The sequence below is a fragment of the Virgibacillus doumboii genome (assembly GCF_902806455.1).
GTDB classification, from domain to species: domain Bacteria; phylum Bacillota; class Bacilli; order Bacillales; family Amphibacillaceae; genus Lentibacillus; species Lentibacillus doumboii.
In genome coordinates, this window is sequence record NZ_CADCWQ010000001.1 from 932,418 (window position 1) to 954,862 (window position 22,445).

At 43.0% G+C, this 22,445-nt stretch carries 22 protein-coding genes; 18 read left to right on the forward strand and 4 right to left on the reverse strand.

Features of this window, described 5'->3' with window-relative positions:
• The first annotated feature begins 71 nt into the window (after positions 1-71).
• Positions 72-1,244: a pyridoxal phosphate-dependent aminotransferase gene (locus G6R02_RS04410; RefSeq protein ID WP_164668032.1), complete on the forward strand. Its 1,173-nt coding sequence runs from the start codon at positions 72-74 to the stop codon at positions 1,242-1,244.
• A gap of 212 nt (positions 1,245-1,456) precedes the next feature.
• Here the strand turns inward: G6R02_RS04410 and G6R02_RS04415 are convergent, their stop codons facing one another.
• From G6R02_RS04415 to G6R02_RS04425, 3 genes are all read right to left on the reverse strand, one after another.
• Positions 1,457-2,629 (reverse strand): IS256 family transposase, encoded by a 1,173-nt coding sequence (locus G6R02_RS04415; protein ID WP_164668033.1) that lies wholly within the window; start codon positions 2,627-2,629, stop codon positions 1,457-1,459.
• A 383-nt stretch (positions 2,630-3,012) separates the two neighbouring features.
• Positions 3,013-3,948: an IS3 family transposase gene (locus G6R02_RS04420; protein WP_164670315.1), complete on the reverse strand. Its 936-nt coding sequence runs from the start codon at positions 3,946-3,948 to the stop codon at positions 3,013-3,015.
• Positions 3,906-4,208 (reverse strand): transposase, encoded by a 303-nt coding sequence (locus G6R02_RS04425; protein ID WP_246202609.1) that lies wholly within the window; start codon positions 4,206-4,208, stop codon positions 3,906-3,908. The genes G6R02_RS04420 and G6R02_RS04425 overlap by 43 nt, the downstream gene beginning before the upstream one ends.
• A 288-nt stretch (positions 4,209-4,496) precedes the next feature.
• On the opposite strand from G6R02_RS04425, the gene fabI reads away from it, so the two are divergent.
• The 5 genes from fabI to G6R02_RS04450 all read left to right on the forward strand — a co-directional run bounded on the left by fabI (position 4,497) and on the right by G6R02_RS04450 (position 9,270).
• Positions 4,497-5,276 carry an enoyl-ACP reductase FabI gene (gene fabI, locus G6R02_RS04430; protein ID WP_164668035.1) on the forward strand — a complete coding sequence of 260 codons (780 nt, stop codon included), beginning with the start codon at positions 4,497-4,499 and terminating at the stop codon, positions 5,274-5,276.
• 340 nt (positions 5,277-5,616) lie between these two features.
• Positions 5,617-5,712, forward strand: coding sequence for a putative holin-like toxin (locus tag G6R02_RS04435; protein ID WP_164668036.1), 96 nt, complete (start codon positions 5,617-5,619; stop codon positions 5,710-5,712).
• 467 nt (positions 5,713-6,179) lie between these two features.
• Positions 6,180-6,635, forward strand: coding sequence for a hypothetical protein (locus G6R02_RS04440; protein ID WP_164668037.1), 456 nt, complete (start codon positions 6,180-6,182; stop codon positions 6,633-6,635).
• Between the two features lie 223 nt (positions 6,636-6,858).
• Positions 6,859-8,073 (forward strand): CynX/NimT family MFS transporter, encoded by a 1,215-nt coding sequence (locus G6R02_RS04445; RefSeq protein WP_164670316.1) that lies wholly within the window; start codon positions 6,859-6,861, stop codon positions 8,071-8,073.
• Between the two features lie 18 nt (positions 8,074-8,091).
• The gene (locus G6R02_RS04450; RefSeq protein ID WP_164668038.1) at positions 8,092-9,270 is read left to right on the forward strand and encodes an MFS transporter; all 1,179 of its coding nucleotides are present in this window, start codon (positions 8,092-8,094) and stop codon (positions 9,268-9,270) included.
• A gap of 266 nt (positions 9,271-9,536) precedes the next feature.
• Here G6R02_RS04450 and G6R02_RS04455 read toward each other — a convergent pair whose 3' ends face one another.
• Entirely contained in the window at positions 9,537-11,183 is a 1,647-nt protein-coding gene (locus tag G6R02_RS04455; RefSeq protein WP_164668039.1) for an SLC13 family permease, read from the reverse strand.
• A 147-nt stretch (positions 11,184-11,330) separates the two neighbouring features.
• On the opposite strand from G6R02_RS04455, the gene pxpB reads away from it, so the two are divergent.
• The 12 genes from pxpB (at position 11,331) to G6R02_RS04515 (ending at position 22,344) form a co-directional block, all read left to right on the forward strand.
• Positions 11,331-12,041, forward strand: coding sequence for a 5-oxoprolinase subunit PxpB (gene pxpB, locus G6R02_RS04460; protein WP_164668040.1), 711 nt, complete (start codon positions 11,331-11,333; stop codon positions 12,039-12,041).
• Positions 12,025-12,795, forward strand: coding sequence for a LamB/YcsF family protein (locus G6R02_RS04465; protein WP_164668041.1), 771 nt, complete (start codon positions 12,025-12,027; stop codon positions 12,793-12,795). The genes pxpB and G6R02_RS04465 overlap by 17 nt, the downstream gene beginning before the upstream one ends.
• A gap of 350 nt (positions 12,796-13,145) precedes the next feature.
• Complete coding sequence (locus G6R02_RS04470; protein WP_164668042.1) at positions 13,146-14,078, forward strand: 5-oxoprolinase subunit C family protein; 933 nt, start codon at positions 13,146-13,148, stop codon at positions 14,076-14,078.
• A 16-nt stretch (positions 14,079-14,094) separates the two neighbouring features.
• On the forward strand, positions 14,095-14,589 hold the full coding sequence (locus G6R02_RS04475) for a DUF1648 domain-containing protein (RefSeq protein ID WP_164668043.1): 495 nt from the start codon (positions 14,095-14,097) through the stop codon (positions 14,587-14,589).
• 62 nt (positions 14,590-14,651) lie between these two features.
• A complete protein-coding gene (locus G6R02_RS04480; RefSeq protein ID WP_164670317.1) occupies positions 14,652-15,836 on the forward strand; it encodes an MDR family MFS transporter in 1,185 nt (394 codons plus the stop codon).
• On the forward strand, positions 15,829-16,560 hold the full coding sequence (locus tag G6R02_RS04485; RefSeq protein ID WP_164668044.1) for a Cof-type HAD-IIB family hydrolase: 732 nt from the start codon (positions 15,829-15,831) through the stop codon (positions 16,558-16,560). Before G6R02_RS04480 ends, G6R02_RS04485 begins: the two co-directional genes overlap by 8 nt.
• Positions 16,561-16,701: 141 nt before the next feature.
• Positions 16,702-16,884, forward strand: a complete 183-nt coding sequence (locus G6R02_RS04490) for a cold-shock protein (protein ID WP_164670319.1) — start codon at positions 16,702-16,704, stop codon at positions 16,882-16,884.
• Between the two features lie 391 nt (positions 16,885-17,275).
• Positions 17,276-18,796, forward strand: a complete 1,521-nt coding sequence (adh, locus tag G6R02_RS04495; protein WP_164668045.1) for an aldehyde dehydrogenase — start codon at positions 17,276-17,278, stop codon at positions 18,794-18,796.
• 70 nt (positions 18,797-18,866) lie between these two features.
• On the forward strand, positions 18,867-19,220 hold the full coding sequence (locus G6R02_RS04500; protein WP_164668046.1) for a DUF779 domain-containing protein: 354 nt from the start codon (positions 18,867-18,869) through the stop codon (positions 19,218-19,220).
• Between the two features lie 405 nt (positions 19,221-19,625).
• Positions 19,626-20,579, forward strand: coding sequence for an ABC transporter ATP-binding protein (locus tag G6R02_RS04505; protein WP_164668047.1), 954 nt, complete (start codon positions 19,626-19,628; stop codon positions 20,577-20,579).
• Positions 20,576-21,352, forward strand: coding sequence for an ABC transporter permease (locus tag G6R02_RS04510; protein ID WP_164668048.1), 777 nt, complete (start codon positions 20,576-20,578; stop codon positions 21,350-21,352). Before G6R02_RS04505 ends, G6R02_RS04510 begins: the two co-directional genes overlap by 4 nt.
• A 209-nt stretch (positions 21,353-21,561) precedes the next feature.
• Entirely contained in the window at positions 21,562-22,344 is a 783-nt protein-coding gene (locus tag G6R02_RS04515) for a carbon-nitrogen family hydrolase (RefSeq protein ID WP_164668049.1), read from the forward strand.
• Positions 22,345-22,445 lie beyond the last annotated feature (101 nt).

A 22,445-nucleotide genomic window follows, 5' to 3' on the forward strand; every position in this document is an offset into this window, starting at 1 on the left:
GGGAAAGCCCCCCCTTTACAGCCCCGTAAAACATCGTTATGATTAACACCAACTAAAGGGAGGGAAGCAGCTTGAGGAGATTTGAACAATCAGCTATGCTGAAGCGACTGCCTGAGCAGTTTTTTGCCAAGCTGGTGAAAAAAACGCAGGAAATGAAGGAACAGGGTCACGATGTTATCGTCCTTGGCCAGGGGAACCCGGACCTGCCAACTCCCCAGCACATTGTGAAGGCATTACAGGACGCTGCAGAGAAGCCGATTAACCATAAATATACGCCGTTTCAGGGCTTTACGTATTTGAAAGAGGCAGTGGCGGAGTTTTACCAAAGAGAATATGGAGTTACGGTGAACCCGGAAACGGAAGTGGCTATCTTATTCGGGGCGAAAACAGGACTTGTGGAACTGAGTCAGTGTCTATTGAACCCGGGTGATTTGGCATTGCTTCCGGACCCGGGCTATCCGGACTATATGTCGGGTACGGCAATGGCTGATGCGGAAAAAGCATTGATGCCACTGCGGGAGGAAAATGGGTTTTTGCCCGATTACAGTGAGCTTGAGAAGGATGAATTGGACCGGGCCAAGCTGATGTTTTTAAATTATCCGAACAACCCGACTGCGGCAACAGCAAGTCATTCATTTTTTGATAAAACGATTGAGCTTGCTGACAAACATGATATTTGTGTTGTGCACGATTTTGCCTATGCAACAATCGGTTTTGATGGAGAAAAGCCGATGAGTTTTCTTCAATCGGCCGGTGCAAAAAATGTTGGAATTGAAATTTATACTTTATCCAAGTCATACAGTATGGCAGGATGGCGAATAGCGTTTGCGGTAGGAAATCCTTCCGTTATCGAAAGCATCAATCTGGTGCAGGATCACCTTTATGTCAGTTTGTTTGGTTCGGTTCAGGAGGCGGCTGCTGCAGCACTGTTAGGTGATCAGACAGCGGCTAATGATCTAGTCGATACATATGCAAGCCGCCGGGAACGGTTCTTTGCTGCGTTGGACCGGATTGGCTGGAAAGCAGATGCGCCAAAAGGAACCTTCTTTGCATGGCTGCCGGTTCCAGCGGGGTATTCGTCAGAGGAATTTGCCGATTTACTGTTGGAAAAAGCACATGTTGTCGTCGCCCCGGGAAATGGATTTGGTCCTCAGGGGGAAGGCTATGTTCGGGTCGGCTTGCTTGAATCAGAAGCACGACTGGAGGAAGCGGTTGACCGGATTGGGAAATTAGGGATATTTTAAAATAAGGCTCTTTTTTTGACACAAAAGATATAAAATGCGCAATAACCCTCGTGTTTGATTACCGTTGGGACAGGGTTTAGTCAAGTCCTTTTTATTGTGTAAATTCCCAAATACAAGTTTACCGCCACATTATAGTATTTAGTTGAATTTGTTTTGGTAGGAAGGGGGTACCCCCTTCCTACCAAAACAAATTTTCGCGCGCGATTTGTCCCCTACTTTTCCCTATAAAAGATTGGCCTTTTCTTCTGCTCTTCCTCTTCATAATCCATCAATACTGCCCCAATTAATCGAAAAGCTGATTGCGTATTAGGAAATATGCGTATTACTCTTTCTCTTCGTCTTACCTCTTGGTTTAGGCGTTCAAGGGAATTTGTACTACGAATATGCTTTTGGTACTCCGGTGGTTCGTTTAGATACTGGATGGCGTCATCAAAGCCATCCTCCAGGTTGTTAATTACCTTTACCAGTTTAGAATTATCTTGGTTACGATTAATAAACTCATCTTTCAATTTCCTTGCATCCTCAGGCGTTTCTACATCAAAAATTTGCTTTATTTCTTCTTTTACATCTTGCATACCCTTCTTTGGCAGCTCATCAAAGAGATTCTTTTTAAAATGAACCGTACAGCGCTGCCAAGATGTACCGATAAATACTTTCTGGATAGCTCTTTTAAGGCCGGAATGAGCATCTGAAATGATCAGATTTGGTGATTGTAAACCGCGTGCTATTAGTTCCTTTAAAAATTCCTGCCAGGCTTCAAAGCTTTCCTCATGACTCACTTTCAAACCAAGTACTTCTCTTTTATTCCCTTCGTTTAGCCCAGTAGCTATATAAACCGCTTTAGACACAACTTTATGATGTTCACGAACTTTAATATACATGGCATCCACGTATACATATCGATAGTATTCTGTGTTTAACGCACGGTTTGCCCACTCATTTACAATTGGATCAAGTTTCTCAGTGAGTGAGGATACAAAGGACTTTGAAACATATTCCCCGCACAACTGTTCAACAACGTTTTTAATCTTTCGAGTAGACACACCATTTACTACCATTTCAAGCATGGATAACGCAAATGCCTGATCACATCGTCTATATTTTTCAAAAACGGTTGGTGAAAATTCTCCGCTGCGAGTACGAGGAACGCGCAACTTAATTTTTCCAATACTCATCATATAATCCCGCTCATAGTAGCCATTACGATAATCATGACGCTCTTCTGAACGTTCATAAGCCTTTGTATTTAAATACGCATCACGTTCTTTTTCCATATACTCATTCAACACTAAAACAATAGTAGATTTAACGACATTATCGATATTTGAATTCATTATGGATTCTTTTAAAAAGTCCATATCTAGGTTAAACTGTAATTGGGTCATAATTAATTCCTCCTTGTTTTTCGTGGTTGTAAAACATTGTATCATAAGGAATTAATTTGGCCCTTTTTCTTTTTACACAATTATATGGGCTTAATCCAGGGTTTTGGTAGTGTTGGTTTAGTGTAGCTATTAGATGACGGAAGCGGACATATATTCCGCTAATCACTCCAAAATCACTGTTTTAGCAGGATTTGCGGACATATTTTCCGCTATTCAGCAAAAATCATGTGAAATCGAGTCGATCTTGGACTTCTGTCAAGAAAACGGACACATTACTTTGGTTAATCCATAAATTCAAAACAACTACCGCGCTTCGCTTGCTGAGACTTTAGAAATGATAAGTCAAAAACCATGACTTATCATTTCTAAAGCCAATTGGTTAATTAAGAGCTAAGTTCCAGTTGTGCTGCTTGGTACTTTCGCTCATATTTATTTGGTGAACAATATCCTAAAGATGAATGCTTTCTTCTTTCATTGTAGCGGCTGCCTATGTAATAGTTTACCGCTTTAATTGCTTCTGACCGAGTCTTAAAACGTCTACGATATACCAGTTCCTTTTTAATCGTTGCGTGAAATGATTCAATGCAAGCATTATCATACGGGTTTCCTGTCCTGCTCATACTTATTTGAATTTTATTTTCTTTTAACACATCGGTATAATCGTACGAACAATATTGGGAGCCACGATCCGAATGATGAATTAACTTCTCTTCTATGGGCTGCCTGGTGGTGATTGCCATATTCAAAGCCTTTAAAGGTAATGCGGTTTTCATGTGAGACGCCATACTCCATCCAACAATCTTTCTTGAAAACAAATCCATAATGGTAGATAAATAAAGCCATCCTTCAAGTGTCCAAATATAAGTGATATCGGAAACCCAGACCCGGTCCGGTTCATCAACATCAAATTTTTGATTTAGAAGATTTGGGTAAACATACATATTATGATTCGAATCCGTTGTGACAATATATCTTTCTTTAGGAGTAGCTCTCAGACCCATTTCCCTCATTTTTCGTGCTACCGTTGTTTGAGAGATTGAATATCCCCACTCATCTAAATCATCATACACTCTGGGACTACCATAAGATTCTTCACTTTCATAAAACGATTTTTTAATCTTCTGCCTTATGTCCCCGTCTTTAGCTTCTTTATCCGAAATTTTGTCTTTGGTTTCTAACCAGGTATAATAACCGCTCTTCGAAACGTCTAGTACAGTGCACATTTTCACAATACTGTATTCACCTCGATGAGCCAGGATGAAACAGTATTTATCTCTTACGCTTGGTTTTTCGTGAAAATGTGCATAGCTTTTTTTAATATTTCGTTTTGCTCCCTCAAATCACGTATTTCTTTTTCATGCTGTTTTTTAATCTTCTCAAATTCTGCAGGTGTAATATACTGTTCAGGAGCCTTCTCACGCTCTTTTTTCTTTTTATAGTTGGATACCCACTTATAAACAGTTGAATCAGATAGATCCATTTCACGAGCTACCTCCCGGGCCACCCTCCCCTCTTCAACTATTAATTTAGAAACATACTCTCTGAATTCCGGTTCCTTCCATTTCCCCAATATGAACACGTCCTTTTCTTTAATTAAATTATACATGATTAACCATTTTGACGTGTCCATTATTTAGACTAACTTTAATCTTTGGTCAATAGCGGAAAATATGTCCGGTTACAGGGTGGAATTCACTTAAATGTTAATAATAACGGAAAATATGTCCGCCTGCCCTGATTATTATCTGCCCGAGGATTGAATGCTCCGTGTGGAGGCTGAGATTGAATACTAACTTTCATTTACTACCTGGTCCTAATTATGCTACATTATAATAAGAACATAACCATTCCAATCGGAGGTACATAAATGAATTCACTACTGAAAAATAAAAACATTGTCGTGATGGGTGTTGCGAACAACCGCAGTATTGCCTGGGGGATAACAAAGTCACTCCATAATGCCGGGGCGAACCTTATTTTCACCTACCGCCAGGAACGTTCGAAGCAAAAACTGGAAAAACTCCTCGACAAAAATGAAATCGAAGCAAAACAAATCGTTTCGTGTGACGTTGAAAATGATGAGAGCATCGTGAACGCTTTTAAAGAAATCGGCGAAGAAGTTGGTACCATTCACGGTCTTGTTCATTCCGTAGCGTTTGCCAATCGGGATGAATTGACTGGTGAATATGCAGATACTTCGCGTGATGGCTATCTGCTGGCGCAAAACATTAGCGCATATTCGCTTGTCGCAGTAACCCGTGAAGCGAAAAAAATCATGTCCGAGGGTGGCGGCATTGTTACGCAGACATATCTTGGTGCGGAACGAGTTGTGCCGAACTACAATGTAATGGGAGTTGCTAAAGCGGCACTTGAGGCAAGTGTGCGTTATTTGGCAGAAGATGTTGGCAAGTATGGAATTCGTGTCAATGCGGTATCAGCCGGACCGATTCGTACGTTATCTGCTAAAGGTGTTTCCGGCTTTAATGAGAAAATGTCGGTGATCGAGGAAAAAGCACCGCTTCGGAGACAAATTGATCAGGATCAGGTCGGCGATGCCACGCTATTTTTACTGAGTGAACTGGCTCGTGGTGTTACCGGCGAAGTCCTGCACGTTGATTCCGGTTTTCATATAGTTGCAGGATCTTAATATTGGGCGGGTATCCCGACACGGGGTGCTCGCCTTTTCATTCATCTGCCAAGATTATTCCAACCCCCTACAGATGCATTACGATTTCCTACACACCTTTGCATATACTGAAGTATACAAGCATACAATCTCGTTCCTCGTAAAACGACCACTGAATCTCCACCGGTTTTAAAAATAATCCCAATTTCTTATAGTCTAAAAGGATTAGCAAAAACTTGTACCACAATAATAAACCAAACATTTGTTCGTATTTTTGCCGAAAATTATGCTATACTATCTAGTAGATAATGTTCCTTTAGGGAATGGGTCGGCTAACCCTTAGTCAAAGGGGGTGAAGCCTTTGAACATTTTTGAAGTGCTTATGGTACTGATTGGGTTTGGTACCTTAATGATTGGATTTCTGACGCTGGTTGTTGAAATGATCAACAGAAAATAGACCTCCCTGATAACCCGTCAAAACGCAGTTGGTGGAGGTCTATTCTGCAGGATAGCTGATCCCCTGGGGGAACCGCTTATCATAGGACCACAGTTGCAGCTGTGGTCTTTTTATTATATGCATATTTCTGCCTATATTATACCACATACAAGCTTACTGAAAAGGAAAAAGAATCCTTAGCACAAACTATCAGAAAAAACAATATTTTTTTGTGTACCCCGCTTGATTTATTTATACAATGTTCACAAAAAATACAAATTTTTTCATTTTGATTGAAATATGTATTATATTGGAAAAATTACGACCTTATTTACCCGGAAAACGTCATAAAGCTACATTATTCGACATTATTTTACATAGATAAGGGTTGTGATATTGACATTCGACAATATTTGCAGAATCGAGGCTGGAATTCCCCATAGTGTATAATAGTATTGGGGGCAAAAAACATCGAAAGAAGGGAGAACATGAAAAAAGTTGAGTTACTTTCATTCATCGAGGTTTTGGAACAGCACGAGGATTGGGTTAATTTTTTTATTCACAAACTAGGTATTTATGACCAGTATGGTGAATATTATCAGGAGGGTTTGGTTGCGTTGTGGAATGCATATAACATATTTGATACTTCGCAAGGTGCATTTCATACATACGCTAATAACCAGATTGAAATCCGGTTGGCTGAAATGAAACTGAAAAATTCAGGGCGATTCAGCAAGGACAAGTTTCTGGTTGAAGTATTTAATGGTGATATAAAACAGACATTGACAGATTCACCGAAATCCCAATTTTTATGGGAAAAGGTTCAATCACGGATGATGGTTAACCGGTGGAAATGGTTCTATAGCAATATTCTTATGGATCATTTGCTGAAGCGGGACAACTCGCTTCGAACTATGGAAAGCTGGGATGAAACTGCCAGCTAGATATCGCGATAATTTGAACTGCTGAATGGCTTGGGATGATCCAAGGTTCTTTCCACAGGATTCGATAATTATTTCCTGGGCAATATTTCACATTATAATGGGGGGACGTGTACTATGCGTCCCTCTATTTTTGTGGAATTAATTTTAAAAGGCCGATTTGTTAAATTCGATGCTGCGTTTATGCTATATTAATAGGTAGAACTTTTTGGAAGGAACATTTTTAATGACAGATGAACAATCAAAGCAAAATACAAAGCAATTATATTATTTTCTGCTGCTTGTAGCAGGAATTATAATCGTAGCGTTTAATTTACGACCGGCGATTACCTCGGTAGGACCGTTGATAGGCATTATCCGTGATGATGTGGGCCTTTCCAACTGGAGTGCGGGGATTTTGACGAGTTTGCCGCTGGTTGCGTTTGCGATCATGTCACCAGTAGCACCGAAGCTTGGGAATCGATTTTCAAATGAACGGACCTTATTGCTGGGTCTTGTTCTTCTTTTATTGGGTATCTCTGTTCGTTCGATTTCCCTCGTGTCATTGTTGTTTATCGGTACGTTATTTGTCGGGCTCGGGATCGCAATCTGTAATGTGCTTTTACCTGGAGTGGTTAAGGAGAAATTCCCGGCTAAGGTCGGGTTAATGACCAGTGTCTACTCAACATCAATGGGGATTTTTGCTGCGACAGCTTCCGGGTTAAGTATACCATTTGCCCGTGGGTTCGATATGGGGTGGCAGCTGGCATTGCTGTTCTGGACCATCCCGGCAATTCTTGGCGTCATTATCTGGATCTATATTTCGAAAAAAGATAAAGCAGACAGAGATGCAGAAATGAAATATGTGGATGTGGGCAGCAATCGCATGTGGAAGTCACCGCTTGCATGGCAGGTGGCATGTTTTATGGGACTGCAGTCGTTTTTATTTTATGTAACGATTTCATGGCTGCCGGAAATTTTGCATGACTATGGTGTTTCGATGGCGACGGCCGGATGGATGCTTTCGTTTATGCAGTTTATTGGATTACCGGCAAGCTTTCTCGTTCCGGTAATTGCCGGTAAGCTAAAGTCACAGCGTGTCATCGTGTTCGTTATGGTCGCATGTGCAATTGGAGGTTATGGCAGCCTGCTGATTGGGGAATCGTTTACGGTAATGGTTATCAGCACCATATTAATCGGGATTACGCTTGCCGGCAGCTTTGCACTGGCGCTTGCTTTCCTGGGAATGCGGGCCCGTAATGCACGGGATGCTGCTGAATTATCGGGGATGGCGCAGTCTTTTGGCTACACGCTGGCAGCAGTCGGTCCGATGTTAATCGGGTATTTATATGACATCACACATGTCTGGACGACACCACTTTTGACATTAATCGGCGTATCTGTACTGGTGTTTATTTTTGGTATGGGTGCTGGTCGAAACAAGTATGTACTGGATGAATAACTTTTGGATGTGAGCGCAATGCAGCAACGAGCATACACAATCAGAGATTTATATTTTTGGCGGATCACGTTAAGCCTGGCCTTGGCTTCATTTTTTGTGTTTGCCAGCATGTATTCGGTACAGCCGCTTCTCCCAGTATTTGTAAAAGAATTCGGAGTAACTGTTTCTGAATCGAGTCTTGCACTGTCCCTTACGATTGTTGGCTTAATTGTCGGCCTGGTCGTTTTGGGCTTTCTTTCTGACCGGAATGGACGAACCGTTTTTATCAATTTTTCACTGGCAGGGTCGGTTCTGCCGTTTTTGTTAATTCCGCTGACTGATTCGTTTTATATTTTACTTATTTTGCGGCTTATACAGGGCTTTGCTTTGGCAGGCCTGCCTGCTGCAACACTTGCTTATCTCAGTGAGGAAATTGACCGGAGAAGTGTACATGTAGCAACGGCCCTCTATATATCCAGCAATGCGCTTGGAGGGATGATGGGGCGCGTGTTAACCGGGTATATTACTGACCACTTTTCCTGGGAAATGGCGTTTTATTTTTTTGCCGCAGTTGGCGTAGTTATTTTGGCGGCAGTATTTTTCATGCTGCCGAAATCACGATTCTTTACACCGAGTAATGAGACGTTTTCCCGTGACATGGAAGGCTTTGTGTTCCATTTAAAAAATCCTGCCTTACTGCTTGCGTTTGGACTCGGCGTTGTTCTGCAGTTTTCGTTCACCGGGTTATGGACATACTTGCCGTTTTATTTGCAGGAGCCGCCTTTTTCATTGTCGCTTGCAGTAATTTCTTATACGTTTTTTGCTTATGGATTAGGTGTTGTCGGCTCACCACTTGCCGGCTGGCTCGCAGGGAAAGTTGGGTTAAGCCCGGTTCGGATATCAGGAATAATCGTCCTTTCTGTGGGAATGTTCATGACATTGAGTCCATCCTTTTGGTTAATCGTTACAGGGCTTTGTGTGACCTGTCTTGGATTCTTTACCGCACATTCCCTGACAGCAGCATCGGTCAGTGAACAGGCGACTCACCATAAGGGAAGTGCGTCGAGTTTGTATCTTGTTTCCTATTATATTGGTGTCACGCTCGGCAGTTCAGCGCTTGGGCCAGTCTGGAGCTTGACCGGCTGGACCGGACTTGTGTTGCTGATTTCCAGCCTGCCGGTTATTTACTTTGCATTTGTAAAGGTCATATCCAGATAATGAAGCTGGGACATAACAAAAAAGTGTTGCACAAAAGACGAACAATGTATGGAAACAGCGGAGGGAATATACGTAGACTCCTGGGGGAGGCTCACCAGCCGTCCCCGGCTAAGAAGACACTGCGAAAATGCACTTTTTGAGCAGATGTCGCCTTGGTACCCGGAGGTGTGAAAGCGAAGTATATTCCCGGAGCAGTTTTATACACCATTTCCACTATGTTCGGTTTCTGTTTTTGATAAAACATTTTTGTCCCAGCCGCTTGTATGTTACTGTTTCATCATATCCGGAATTTCAGTCAGGTTAAGTCCCCATACGGCAGGCAGCAGGAAGTAAATGGCGAGTGTAACAATGATTACACCAAGAATATTAAGTGCTATACCTGCTTTCGCCATGTCCGGTATACGTAAATAGCCGGAACCGAAAACAACGGCGTTTGGCGGGGTTGCAACAGGCAGCATGAATGCACATGATGCGGCTACACCGGCTGCAATCATGACGGCGTAAGGATGCACACCCAACGCAACGGCCAGTGATGCCATGATTGGATACATCATCGAAGCGGTTGCCGTATTTGATGTTATTTCGGTCAGGAAAATAACCAATGCAGCAACAACGATCAGGATAATGAATATATTCACACCTTCAAGGACACTCAACTGGTTACCAATCCACTCCGACAGTCCCGACTCTTTAAATCCGGAAGCAATCGCAAGACCTCCGCCGAACAGCAGCAGGATTCCCCACGGAAGTTTTACCGCAGTATCCCAATCCAGGAGTTTATCACCTGCTTTATTTTTAGCAGGAATGATAAATAAAATAATAGCGGCAGTCATAGCGATCGTTGCGTCACCAATATTCTCATTGATTTCTGCCAAAATAAACGAGCGGCTGATCCATGACAGGGCTGCCGCGACAAACACGACGAAAACCGCTTTTTCCTCAAACGATGGAGCTCCAAGATCTTTCTTTTGGGAATGGATAACTTCCCGACCACCCGGTAATTGCTTCAATTTCAATGGATAGGCTATTTTTACTAAATAAAACCACGCGATAAAAATAAAGATCCAGGCAACCGGAACACCGAAAAGCATCCATTTTGCAAATGATAGTTCGATACCATACAGATTATTAATCGTGCCTGCCAGCACAGTGTTCGGTGGTGTCCCAATCAGTGTGGCGATACCGCCGATTGACGCAGAATAGGCGATACTCAGCATCAGTGCTTTTCCGAAGCCAAAGTTTTCTTTTGACGTGTCAATCTCATCGTTATCTTTTAACGATTCCGACACCTGGTAAATAATCGCCAGACCAATCGGCACCATCATCATGGCTGTTGCTGTATTGGAAATCCACATTGATAAAAATCCCGTAGCTACCATGAATCCGAGAATGATTCGTTCGGTGTTCGTCCCGATTACAGAAATAATTGATAAGGCAATTCGCTTATGGAGATTCCATTTTTCCATTGCCAGTGCGATCATAAACCCGCCCATAAACAGGAAAATGGTGTCGTCACCATACGAAGATGTCGTCAGACCAACGTCCAAACCGCCTGTCAGCGGGAAAAGAATAATCGGCAATAGTGATGTTGCCGGAATTGGAATTGCTTCGGTAATCCACCAGACAGCAATCCAAATGGTACTTGCTAAAATGGCCTGCGCGGCATCAGACAATCCTTCAGGCTGGAAAAATAATAATGTAAGTACAAAAAGAATAGGGCCTAAAAAAAGTCCGATAAACTGTCTCGGGCTGTACGATCGTTTGTCACCACCACCGTTATTGCCTGAAGTACCTTCTGCAGTTGTACTGCTTCCCGAACCGAGGCTTGAAGAATTCGGTCGGACAAAAAAGCTCAATAAATCTTTTGCCTGGTCGTGCTTATCCCACAACCAGTTCCACGTGCTGGTTATCATAATGCATCCTCCTTTCCATAGTTATTTTTCCAATTTGGGCCTAAACAAAACGTCGAATATGTATGCGTTTTCCCAGGAGGTACTGTTACCCGTAAGTAGAATATATGCTATTATTTCTATAATAGGGTTATTATTGGAGGAAGTCGGATGAATTATTCCTTACAGGCAATTGGTGATGCTGCGATTAAAATTGAATTTTCGGATGCTTTGTTACCTGAATTGAATAGGGAAGTCCAGCTTTTTTGCCGGAAAATGGAGGAATGTGCTCCGCTTCCGGGAATGATTGAATGGGTTCCTGCATTTGATTCAGTAACGATTTATTATGAACCGCATTCCTTAAGTTACCAGGAATGCTGTGAAAAAATGCATCAGATCCAACAAATGACGATTGAAGCGGCTGAAATCGAGCCACGCTGTGTGTCCGTACCGGTTTTGTACGGCGGTGATTATGGACCTGATCTGGAACGTGTTGCAGAAGTGAACGGGCTGACGCCGGATGAAGTTGTGTCCATTCATTGTGAGGGAGATTATTCCGTTTATATGCTGGGTTTCCTGCCTGGTTTTCCGTATTTAGGCGGTTTGGATAAACGAATTGCCACACCACGTCTGGAAGAACCCCGCGCCAAGGTGGCGGCCGGCGCGGTCGGAATCGCACATGAACAGACAGGAATTTATCCGCTTGATTCACCAGGAGGTTGGAATATCATCGGAAAAACACCTTTAACATTATTTGAAAGGAACCGTGAGGATACTTTTTTATTTCGTGCCGGTGACCGGGTGCGATTTTATGAGGTGTCAGAAGATGAATTGGCGGCAATCGGCAAAGGGAGGGTGGTTAACGATGGCAAAACGCGTTGATATGAACTGTGATATGGGGGAAAGCTTTGGTGCGTACATAATCGGTTCGGACGAGGAGCTTCTTAAACACGTCACATCAGCAAATATTGCATGCGGCGCCCATGCCGGTGACCCCACAGTGATGGACACAACGGTTCGCTTGGCAAAAGAACATGGAGTAGCTGTCGGCGCACACCCAGGCTTTCCTGATATATCCGGCTTTGGTCGGCGGATGATCGATTTTTCCCCGGATGAAATTTACCGGATGGTCGTTCATCAAATTGGTGGATTACAGGCATTCTGCAGGATTCATGATGTCTGGATGCAACATGTAAAACCGCATGGTGCATTGTATAATCTGGCGGGCCGGAATCGTGCTGCGGCGGATGCGATTGCCCGTGCCGTTTATGATGTTGACCACGGATTAATTCTTTTCGGATTAGCCGGAAGTGAGTTGCTTGATGCCGGTCGGGGTGTCGGCTTGCAAGTTGCATCGGAGGCTTTCGCTGATCGGTCATATCAGGCGGATGGAAGTTTGACACCACGAGAGGATACAGGAGCGGTTATTGAAGACGTGGCTGAGGCAATTGCGCAGGTGGAGCGGATGGTGAATGATGGTGTCGTTCGTGCTGTTACAGGTGAACTGATTGGTTTAGAGGCGGATACAATTTGTGTTCATGGGGATGGCAAGAATGCTGTTCAGTTTGCGGAGCAGTTACGTAAGGCGCTGGAGCGTAAGGGGCTTGAAGTTGCTGCGATTGGGGATGTGGATTAGTTTTTGCATGGGATTTTGAGAAACGTGCGGGAATACAAAATGTCAATGGAAATATTTTAAAATTAAAAACTCGGGAGAGAGCATAATAAAGTCGGGGAACAACTATCCCAACTTGCGTGACAGCTATCGAAATTCGAGTAAGAACCAATCCATCCCGCGCGACAGTGGAGAGGACTCGCGCAAAGAGGGTCCAAACCCGCGCGATAACAGGGAGGACTCGCGCAATAAGCGGCTTAACTTGCGCGACAGCAGGAAAACTCGCGCAATGTGCACCCAAACTCGCGCAATAGCAGCCCCGACCCGAATAGAATTGCACAAGACCAGAGCAAAAAATACCAAGTGGTGATATTATGCAAAGCCAAAAAATATTTCATGTCATCAAGCCCGGTGTCCTGACGACGTTCCAGGATCTGGGCAGAACCGGCTATCAAAAATATGGTGTGCCTGTTTCGGGGGCGATGGATACATATGCATTGCAAATCGCTAACATTCTTGCTGGCAACCCACGCAACAAAGTCTGTCTGGAGGTGACACTGGTCGGCCCGCAGCTTGAAATGACTGCGCCCCACCCGATAACAGTTGCTATTACCGGTGCAGCACTCGAGCCTAAACTCAACAACAAGCCGATTCAAATGTGGAAGTCGTTTAAAATGGAGCCTGGTGACCAATTAACGTTTGGGAAGCATCAATCGGGTGTACGGGCTTATATCGCAGTGGCAGGCGGGTTTGGCGCTCCAGCCTTTTTCCATAGTCAGTCGACAGATGTGAACAGTGGGTTTGGCCGTTCGCTTGCGGGTGATGATTCGATTTACGGATTTCCAGTCCAGTCAAAACACGGTGTTGGCATTTCAATTACCCCTACATACGAAAAGTCGATTGAAGTAGCCGTTATAGAGGGGCCACACACGGATTCTTTTACGAAAGAAGGCCGATATATTTTTTTCAACACAACCCATATTGTTGATGCCAATTCCAACCGGATGGGATACCGTCTGAAGTCGAAGCAAGTCACCCATGAAAAAAACATGGACATCTGGTCTGATGCGGTGCCGTTTGGCGGGATTCAGGTACCCAAAAACGGAATGCCGATAATCCTGATGGCTGACAGGCAGACGACCGGGGGCTACCCGCGGATTGGCACCGTCATATCAAGTGATCTGCCTAAAATCGCCCAGCTGATTCCACAAGGGGAAATCCGCTTCACGCCGATATCGGTAGATGAAGCGCAGGAGAGAGCAAGAAAAATAGAGAAATTTCTATACCAGCTGGAGCAATTCCGATAATAGAGAGGAGAATACAATGAAAAAGCATCCGAAAATCAAGGTTCCCGCTACAAAGTGGGAAAAGCTTTTTAATTTCTTATCCGTAATCTTACTTATTAGTTTAATAGTATATGTCGTCATGGCGTATAACAGTTTGCCGGAAAAAGTCCCGACCCACTTTAATGCCCAGGGTGAGGCAGATGACTGGGGAAACAAGGTAACCGTTCTGATCATGCCGGGGGTTGCACTGGTTTCATTTATTATCATGTATTTTGTAACAAAAGCACCGCATGTATATAACTATACGGTAGAGATAACTGAGGAAAACGCACCAAGGCTGTATCCCCTGGCACGTACATTTATGGCGACGATTAACTTCGAAATGGTTGCGATTTTATCCTATATTGCGTGGGGTATGGTGCAGTCTGCCAAAAGCGGGACAGGGCTTGGCATGAGCTTTATTTTCTTCGTAATAGTTGTTCCAGTTGTTACAATTATTATTTTCATGATTCGAATGAATAAGGTGCAATAACATTGATTAGACTCCCGAAATGTATTAAAATGAGCTGAGATTTGGAAAAATGGGTGATCGGATTGCCTAAATATGTTTGGCTGTTAGTAATCGGGACGACAATTAATGTAACCGGCGCATCCTTTTTGTGGCCGTTGAACACGATTTATATGCACAATGAGCTCGGTAAAAGTCTAGCTTTTGCCGGGTTCATTTTGATGTTTAACCAGGGTGCCTCCATTGGCGGAAATTTGATTGGCGGGATGCTGTTTGATAAATTCAGTGCATACAAAACAATTCTGATTGGTACGGGAACTGCCTTTATTTCAGCAATCATCCTGGCATTCTTTCACAGTATCGTACCATATTCCATTTTACTTGTGCTGATAGGCTTTGGATCAGGAATGACGTGGCCGGTTATGTTTGCGATGGCTGGTTCAGTCTGGCCGGAAGGAGGCAGGCGCACGTTTAATGCTATTTACGTTGCCCGAAATCTGGGTGTAGCGCTTGGAGCATCAATCGGTGGTTATGTTGCAAGCATCTCATTTGATTACATATTTATCGCGAATGCGGCGTTATTTGGTATTTTTTTATTAATGGTTGTTTTAACGTATAAACCGATGGACAAAGAACAGAATCATCAAATGCATACAACGGTTCTGGAACAGGGGAAAAAAATCCAGGATAAATCCGCGTTTGTTGCTTTGCTTATTTTGTGCAGCGGATTGCTTATCAGCTGGATTGCGTACAGCCAATGGCAGTCGACAATTGCATCACATACCCAGAATTTAGGGATTCCACTTGATCTGTACAGCACATTATGGACAATAAATGGTTTGCTTATAGTCGGTGGACAACCTCTGATAAAATGGATAACAGGGAAGATTACATCGCTGAAATTGCAAATATATCTTGGAACTATTATTTTCATAGGTTCATTTGTGATTGTGATGTTTGCTGAGGATTTTACATTTTTTGCAGTGGCAATGGTTATTTTAACAATAGGTGAAATGCTTGTATGGCCTGCAGTACCTACGTTGGCAAATGATTTGGCTCCGGCTGGACGGGCCGGTTTCTATCAGGGAATTGTCAACAGTGTCGGTGCAGCCGGCCGGATGACGGGACCGTTTCTTGGCGGGCTGATTGTTGATATGTACAATATAGAGTTATTATTTTTTATCATATTAATTTTACTGCTTATCCCGTTTGTGACAACAAGGATATTTGATAAAGGAGTAACTGGAGAAGAGGAGCGTATAAATGGATAAAATTAAATTGATCGCATTGGATATGGATGGAACGTTATTAAACAGTGAAGAGGAAATTTCGGACTACACAAAAGAAGTGATTGCCAAAGCACTGGAAAAAGATGTACACGTCGTACTGAGTACAGGGCGCTGGCTGGAATCTTGTTTTCCGTATGCGGAATCGCTTAAGCTTGATTCATACCTGATCACGGTTAATGGCGGTCAAATATGGACGATGGAAAGAAATCTGATTGATGAGTATCAGCTTCATCCGGAACGCGTGAAAATGATGTACGAATTGGCCGAGCAAATGGGAGTGAATATCTGGATGGTCTCAACAGATCGTGTTTGGCGCGAGAAGGGACCTGAGGATTTTTTTGCCCATGAATGGCTGAAATTCGGCTGTGATTCACTTGATACAAAAAAACTTGATGAAATAGTTGAAGAATTATCCCATTATGAGGAGCTTGAGCTTACCAATTCGCTGCCAACGAACATTGAAGTGAATCCAATAGGGGTAAACAAAGCAAGTGCTCTAAGAAAAGTGTGTGATGAAATTGGTATTTCCATGAACAATGTCATATCGATTGGTGACAGCCTGAATGATATAAAAGCGATCCAGCAGTCCGGCATTGGTGTTGCGATGGGCAATGGACAGGAAGCAATCAAAAAAGTTGCGGACTATGTGACTGATACGAACAATAATGATGGGGTTGCCAAAGCTATAGAGCGATTTGTGGTGTAATGGGTTGTGGTGAAAACGGCATGTCCTGCAGGTATTTTTTAGCCGATTAATGGTTAAAATGGATTAATATGAGCCTGTTCCCTTCCTTTATTAGTCATAAAGGAGTATAATGGAATGAGTACCTTGAAAGGGGATGCTGTCATGTCGTTTTCACGTGGACCAAAAGAACCCGTTAAGGAAGTGGAAACCAATGTGTGGTCTTGCTCAAATGGAGACTGTTCAGGTTGGATGAGAGAATCATACAGTTTTGAAGAAGAGCCTGAATGTCCATTATGTAAATCTTCAATGGAACAGGAAGTACGTATCTTGCCGGAGTTGAAGTAAACAACACGGTATTAAGCTGAAGCCAGAAAAAAATATTAATATTTTTAGATCCAGGATGTCAGAGAAGGCATCTTTTTATAATTGTTTTGGCGCCGGGAAACTGGCGTCTTTTACTATATGGATTCAGCCTATGTGAACCAGCTTCTTTTAAAGAGGCTGGTTTATTTAATGGGTATGAATTTTATATGAAATATTGGGCGATTTGGATCCGTGGAAAGCGAGTGTCAGGAACGGAAATCAACAACAATGATACATAATTTTCAAATAAAAAGTTTCAAACAGTTGTCATAATTCAAAAATTATTGATATAATCTAAAATAGAGACTCCATCAAGTATCCTTCATCATTTGTTTGTAAGCGTTTACAAAAAAGAAGAGGAGGAATGATTTGGATGAGATATGCAAATCCAAATACAGAAGGGGCAAAAGTAACATTTCAGGAACGGTATGACAACTATATAGGAGGGGAGTACAGACCGCCTGCCAACGGGAAATATTTTGAGAATGTAAGTCCTGTTACAGGAAAAGTTTTTTGTTCACTCGCCCGTTCGACAAAGGAGGACGTGGAAGCGGCAGTTGATGCGGCATATGCTGCTAAAGACGCTTGGGGAAAAACGTCCGTGGCAGAACGCGCGAATATTTTAAATAAGATTGCCGATCACATGGAGGAAAATCTGGAGACGCTGGCTGTTGCTGAAACATGGGACAACGGTAAGGCAGTCCGGGAACCATTGAATGCAGACATCCCGCTGGCAATTGACCACTTCCGTTATTTTGCCGGAGCGATTCGTGCACAGGAAGGCGGAATCAGTCAGATTGATAATGACACAGTGGCATACCATTTTCATGAGCCGCTAGGTGTTGTCGGGCAGATTATTCCGTGGAACTTCCCGATTCTGATGGCAACGTGGAAACTGGCGCCGGCACTTGCCAGCGGTAACTGTGTTGTATTGAAACCAGCAGAGCAAACGCCTGCTTCGATTCATGTGCTGCTTGATCTTATAAAGGATCTTTTGCCGGCTGGTGTTTTAAACGTTGTGAATGGTTTTGGCGTGGAAGCAGGGAAACCACTGGCATCAAACAGCCGTATTTCCAAAATTGCCTTTACAGGTGAAACTACGACTGGACGTCTGATTATGCAGTATGCTTCGGAAAATATTATTCCGGTTACATTGGAACTTGGCGGAAAGTCGCCGAATATTTTCTTCCCGGATGTCATGGACAAAGATGACGGATTTTTGGATAAAACAATCGAAGGACTCGTTATGTTTGCACTGAACCAGGGTGAAGTTTGTACATGTCCATCAAGGGCTTTGGTCCATGAATCGATATATGATGAATTTATGGAGCGGGCAATTAAGCGAGTAAAGGAAATCAACATCGGCCATCCACTCGATACCGACACGATGATGGGTGCACAGGCTTCTATGGAACAAATGGAAAAAATCAAATCGTATCTGGATATTGGCAAGCAGGAGGGTGCGGAAGTCCTTGTCGGCGGTAACGTGAATCAGCTTGATGGCGAGATGGCTGACGGTTACTATATTGAGCCGACCATCTTTAAAGGTGACAACAAAATGCGTGTTTTCCAGGAAGAAATTTTTGGACCGGTGCTGTCGGTTACAACCTTTAAAGATGATGATGAAGCAATGGAAATCGCAAATGATACATTGTACGGACTTGGTGCAGGCGTATGGACACGAAATATTAATACGGCATATCGTTTTGGCCGTGGCATTGAGGCAGGCCGTGTCTGGACTAACTGCTATCACCAGTACCCAGCACATGCTGCATTCGGCGGCTATAAGAAATCCGGTATCGGACGTGAAAATCACCAAATGATGCTTGACCATTACCAGCAAACGAAGAACCTGTTAATCAGCTATAGTGAAGATGTTGCAGGATTCTTTTAAAATATTGCAGCTTACAGGGGGTTAACGCATATATTATACGGAAAGATTTTAAGTAGAAAGGGTGTGAAAAATGGTTGAACGGGTAACAGCAACGGACGAAGCACTTCAATTGATCAACACGCTAATTGAAACACACGGACCGCTTATGTTCCACCAATCAGGCGGCTGTTGTGACGGCAGCTCACCAATGTGCTATCCACGAGGCGAATTTCGTGTTGGTGAATCAGATGTGCTTCTGGGCGAAATCGGCGAAACACCTTTCTATATGTCAAAAGATCAATACGAATATTGGAAACATACCCAGCTGATCATTGATGCTGTTGATGGACGCGGCGGGATGTTTTCACTCGAAGGACCCGAGGGGAAACGGTTCCTGACGAGATCCAGGGTGTTTAGCGAGAAAGAACGAGCGGAAATGAAATAAGTTTAAAAGAGTCATGCAGTTCGTGCGCTGCATGGCTTTTTTTATGTTATGTGACTTGGATGGGCAGCGGTGGTTAATTGGTACCAAGGTGGTTATTCGAACTTGACCTGTAGGAGTAAGTGCGTTTTCGCTGAAATTGTCACAGAATCCGCTGAAGTTTATGCGAAATCCGCTGAAGTGTTCACAGAATCCGCTGAAGTTCACAACCTTTTCGCTGAAGTTCACAATTTGTTCGTGTATTTTTGCCGGGCGGTCCCGGGAATTAGCAGAGTCTTTTCAGCTTCATTTTTCCCGGCTTTCGTTATCTCATCCTTAAGACCGAGCAAGAAAACATCAATCGACTGATGTATTATTCGAAAGAATCAGTATAATGGAATTAACAAAGATTGGAAGGGGCATTGGAACATGGAAAGTATTATTACAGTGGATGGTCTTAAGAAAAAGTATAAAAAACGAAAATCCAAAGAAGAATTCGTTGCCGTTAAAGGGGTTTCTTTTGAAGTTGCCAAAGGTGAAATCGTCGGGTTACTTGGACCAAACGGCGCCGGCAAAACAACGACAATTAAAATGATTTGCGGACTGCTTGTACCTGATGAAGGATCGGTTACGATAAACGGGTTTGACAGCCTGAAAGATCGCAATAAAGCACTAAGACATATCAGTGCAGTGTTGGAAGGGAACCGGAACATTTACTGGCGTATGACCGTATTGGAAAACCTTCAATATTTTGCAGGGAATCGTGGAGTTCCAAAAAAAGAAATTAAACAGCGTGTTGAAGAACTGCTGACTTTGTTTAAACTGCAGGACAAAAAACTTGAGCTGGTTAACAATCTATCACGCGGGATGCAGCAAAAACTGGCGATTTGCGTGGCGATGCTGGCGGACACCGATGTGATACTGTTGGATGAACCGACACTTGGACTCGATGTGGAAACCGGGTATGAGGTGCGTGGACTGCTGCGAAAAGTTGCTCGTGAACAAGGCAAAACAATTATCATCAGCACACATGACATGCCGGTAGTTCAGGACTTATGTCAGCGGACAATCATCATTAATTCCGGCAGAGTGATTGCCGATGAACGGGTTGATCAGCTGCTCCGTCTGTTTGAAACGAGTGCATATCATGTTCACTTAAAAGAGGAACTGACCGATGAGCAGCAGGATATGTTAAGTCTGCAATTCCCGATACATACATGGGATGGTCTGAATCTTGAAGTGAGTCTCGAACAGGAAGAAGATATCTATGAACTTATGGAAATCTTTAATAAAAACAAGACACCAATTGAAACCATTAACCGCACAGAAATTAACTTTGAACAAGTATTCATGAAACTGGTCAAACAGGAGGTGGCATCATGACAACATTCTGGAATGTATTACGAGTCAACACGATGCTCGAGTATGTTGAACTGAAGCGGTATAAAGCAGATACGATAAGTCTTATGCTGACATTTTACTGTATTTTTCTCGCATTGATGTTCGGAATCCAGGTTATTGGTGATCCTGCCCAGGCCAGTACGAACATACAATATGTCATTGTCAATTATATTTTCTGGTATTTCGGCATGATGACATTGCAATCGATTGGCTGGACGATTTCCGATGAAGCGATGAAGGGAACGCTGGAGCAGCTATTCATGTCACCGGTTCAACCATGGAAAATACTCCTTTCCAGATTGATGGGCACGGTCTTCAGCCACTTTGTTCTGGTTGTCTTTCTGTTATTCGTGTCCATGGCAACAGCAGGCGAATGGCTGAACCTGAATCCCTTTACTATCCTGCCGATTCTGCTATTAACCCTGGCAAGTATGATCGGAACAAGTTTTATCGTAGCTGGAATGGCTCTTATTTTTAAGCAAATTAACGCATTCCTGCAAATCCTGCAGTTTATTGTAGGCGGATTGACTTTTGTACCGTTATCCGTAGCTCCATTCATGGTCATCGCCCCTTTTGTCAAAGGAGTCGATATGACACGGATGGTTATGATTAAAGGCTACACACTGGCAGATTTCACAATCGGTGATTTTGCCTGGCTGATCGGTAACGCGGTTGTCTACGGAGTCATCGGTATTGCAATATACCTAGCCTGCGAAAAATATGCCATGAAAAAAGGGTTACTCGGACATTATTAAGGTAAAAAAATCGTTATCCAGAGAGGTGACGATTTTTTTAATGTACCGATTATGATAGGTTTGAGTCAGGGAACTATGCTGTATACTATAAATCGTTTCTCAAGTGGAATTGGTGGCATTTTTTAAAAATATAATTCTATATGCCACTTTTTGCTGCTGAGGTTCGATTATAATAGTAAGAAAAAGAATTACGATGTGGAGGTTTGTTTATGAAGAAAAAAATAGCAATGATTCAGATGGATGTCATTTATGGTGATCCGAAAGTGAATTTTGCTCATGTTTCCAAAAAGATTATGGAAGCTGAACAAATGGATGCTGATATTATTTTGCTGCCGGAGTTATGGGATACAGGGTATGATTTGGAGCGTTTTGATGAACTTGCCGATAAAGACGCCAGAGCATCGACGGAGTTTTTAAGCGATATGGCAAAAGATTTGGATGTTACAATTATCGGCGGTTCTGTGGCTGAATTAAGTGACGATGGTATGCGAAACACAATGCTGATAGTTAATCAAAACGGTGAACTCGTTCATAAATACAGCAAACTGCATCTGTTTCAGCTTATGGATGAACACTTACATCTAGTCGAAGGACAGGATGAAGCTGATTTTGAATTGGATGGTGTTCCGTCAGCAGGATTTATTTGCTACGACATACGATTCCCGGAATGGATGCGCAAGTCAGCAGTAAACGGTGCGAAGGTTATGTACGTTGTGGCAGAATGGCCTGAGCCTCGTATTGATCACTGGCGGGCATTATTACAGGCACGTGCAATTGAAAATCAGTGTTATGTAGTTGCATGTAACAGGGTTGGTGCTGATCCCAAAAATGAATTTGGCGGCATGTCGATGATTGTTGATCCGTGGGGTGAAATTGTTACTGAAGGTGGTACTGATGAAGGGATTGTGCTGTCTGAGATAGATTTGGATAAGGTGGATGAGGTGCGGAACAGGATACCGATTTTTCGGGATAGGCGGGAGGAGAGGTATTAAATTTTTAAGGTGTGCATTTTTTTGTATAGGTAATTTGATAAGGTTAGATTAGACTTAATTAATTGTTATTTTTTGTAACATATTTGTTAGAAAAGTAACAA